Genomic DNA, 2,568 nt, shown 5'->3' with positions numbered 1-2,568 from the left:
ATTCCTGATCGAGTTGGAGTATCAAAATTCGGTTGGCGTAACAATGACACGGAATTTATTTGTCCAGGCATGAGCAATAATTATGTATTAGATACGGATGATATTGCCCCACAATCCGTAATTGACGGATATTCCATTGCGGGGGATCATGGAGCCTGGCTGCAGGCCATGGGTGAATTGAGAAAAAATCCTAAAGCTAGATTTATATTAGCAGCCTCTTTCGCAGCTCCCTTATTAAAAATAACAGGTCAGCGGATCTTCGGTATCCATAATTGGGGTGATTCCAGGGATGGTAAGTCCGCAGCACAATACGCAGCGTTATCTGTTTGGGGTAAACCAGATACCATTAAAATATTGGCCAGCTCGTCCGAAACAGGTATAGAGAGAATGTCCGCATTATGCTCTGATCTTCCCCTATGTGTCAGCGAGCTGGAAACGCTTGACGAACACAGACGTGCAGAGTTTGAGAATAAAACAATTTATATGATCACTGAGGGCAGAGGAAAGCAACGGGGAACGATCAGAGGACTGCAGCAATCATCTTCATGGCGCACGATCATGATTACAAACGCTGAGTCACCGATTGTTAAGGATAATTCTAAAGGCGGTATCATAACGAGAATCATTGAAATCAATGGAGGACCTTTCGTTAATAATCAAGAGTTTGCCAGTTATTTATATGGTGTCATGGAACATCATTACGGTCATGCAGGGAGAATTTTTCTGTCCCAGATACTAACTGCTAATCATGTTGAAATCAGAGATATTTATCAGAAGTTACGTATGGTATTAAAACAAAAATACCCTGAAAAAATAGACTCTCATATTGATGCCATTTCTCACACCGCCTTAGGTGATCAGTTGTCTAGTATGTACGTTTTTGGCGAGGATAAGGATACTGCCAGTCGTGGAGCGTTGCAGACCGCGGAGTATGTCATAGAAAATCATCTAATAAATAATGGTGATGCTGATGAATCGGAACGGGCATGGCAGTGGATGCTGGGATGGATTGCCGCGAATAATGGAAGGTTTGCGCTGAATGTAAGAAGCGCAATGCCGATATTGGGATACATAGAGGATGATTATATTTGTATTCTAAAGACTGAACTCGCAAAGGCCATGAAAGAGCAGGGATTCAGTCCAGACAAGATATTCCGCAAATGGGCTGATGTAGGCAGGATACCGACAACAAAATTTGGTGAAAAACGAACACTTGCGGTAAAAGGCAAAAGAATAAATGGTGTTCAGCCGTGGGTGATAAAGATTAAAAAGGAATAAAATGAACCAACTCGATAATTAAGTTGGTTCATGGTTGGTTCATAAGTTGGTTCGCTATAAACTTAGTAAAAACGTGCCTTTATTATATATTGAACCAACTGAACCAACTTATTTATATATATAGTACATTATGGATTTTATTTTTGTTAAATACGGACATTAGTTAAATTTGTATTTATACAGTGTACATTTATGAAAAAATAATATTTATAATAATAATATATATATACCCCCTTGAAATGGTTGGTTCAGTTGGTTCAGTGGCAACAAAGCCACGTTCTATCTAGGTTTAAGTGAACCAACCAGTGAACCAACTTTGAGACAACTTGAACCACCTTAATAAAAACAGGAGGTAAAACCTATGGAAATTTACGATTACGTACAAAAACAACCTACACCACCTCCACCTATAGGAAGTGATCTAGGTTACTCATATAAAGACTCCTATGAATATTCCCCTAATGACAGCTGGTTATGGATTGAATTATTTATCATCACGGACAGGCATAACCGTGAACTAGCCAAACAGCTTGAAATTATAAGAGCAACAGGAGCAATCCTTATCATTAGTAATCAGCACGGTTTTGCTATTCAGCCAGTGATTGATCCAGCTGGTAGGAAAGGTTGGACGTGCGTAGAGCAGTATAATGCTGAACGAAAATATTTGTTTCCATACTCAAACATGTTAATTGAGTCATTAAAGCAATTACGAGCGTTTTATGAAAATTATTTTAATACGAGGAAGTGATAATATATGAAGCGTAAGCAGTGGTTTTGCTTAGATTGTAGAATTGATATGAAGTACGATACCAAATATGATTTCTTTAGATGTCCAATATGCGGAGCAGAGGCACATTTCCCTCAAGATGATAAACCGAAAGATGAGATCATTAACTTAATGTGTGATATGGCACCAACGCATAGACAGACAGAAGTAAAACCAATGGGGGCTATCGTACCAGGTGGAGGAAGTAAAAATAATGGAGTCAAGAAGCCGAAAAGTAAAAAACTATCGTTATCTGCATTAAATAACCAGCTATATCATAATAACTGATAATTAATACTTGCATATAATTTGACGAAATGATATAATCCAGTTAATTGCTACTAACTCTACGAAGTTTACATAATATGATAAACAGACTCACCTTTTACGGGTGGGTCTTTCTTTATGTCTAAAATTAATTAACAGGAGGTGTACACCACACATGCAACTAAACTGTAACAATAAGCTCTGCGAATATAACGATCCAGATAAACTGCTGTGTGGTGCTACAGCCGTTTACTATG

At 38.2% G+C, this 2,568-nt stretch carries 3 protein-coding genes; all 3 read left to right on the top strand.

Features of this window, described 5'->3' with window-relative positions; genetic code table 11:
* The coding region (locus BMZ99_RS25675; RefSeq protein ID WP_175490713.1) for a DUF927 domain-containing protein at positions 1-1,278 on the top strand (1,278 nt) is incomplete at its 5' end.
* Positions 1,279-1,639: 361 nt separating this feature from the next.
* The gene (locus BMZ99_RS25670; protein WP_090944931.1) at positions 1,640-2,026 is read left to right on the top strand and encodes a hypothetical protein; all 387 of its coding nucleotides are present in this window, start codon (positions 1,640-1,642) and stop codon (positions 2,024-2,026) included.
* 6 nt (positions 2,027-2,032) lie between these two features.
* Positions 2,033-2,332: a hypothetical protein gene (locus tag BMZ99_RS25665; protein ID WP_090944928.1), complete on the top strand. Its 300-nt coding sequence runs from the start codon at positions 2,033-2,035 to the stop codon at positions 2,330-2,332.
* Positions 2,333-2,568 lie beyond the last annotated feature (236 nt).

The organism is Pelosinus propionicus DSM 13327 (assembly GCF_900114615.1).
GTDB lineage: Bacteria > Bacillota > Negativicutes > DSM-13327 > DSM-13327 > Pelosinus > Pelosinus propionicus.
This window is presented reverse-complemented; position numbering and strand designations above follow the sequence as displayed.

Bases quoted from the DNA above. Each gene is read 5' to 3' on its own strand.
- BMZ99_RS25670 (WP_090944931.1), top strand. From the start codon at position 1,640: ATGGAAATTTACGATTACGTACAAAAACAACCTACACCACCTCCACCT.
- BMZ99_RS25665 (WP_090944928.1), top strand. From the start codon at position 2,033: ATGAAGCGTAAGCAGTGGTTTTGCTTAGATTGTAGAATTGATATGAAG.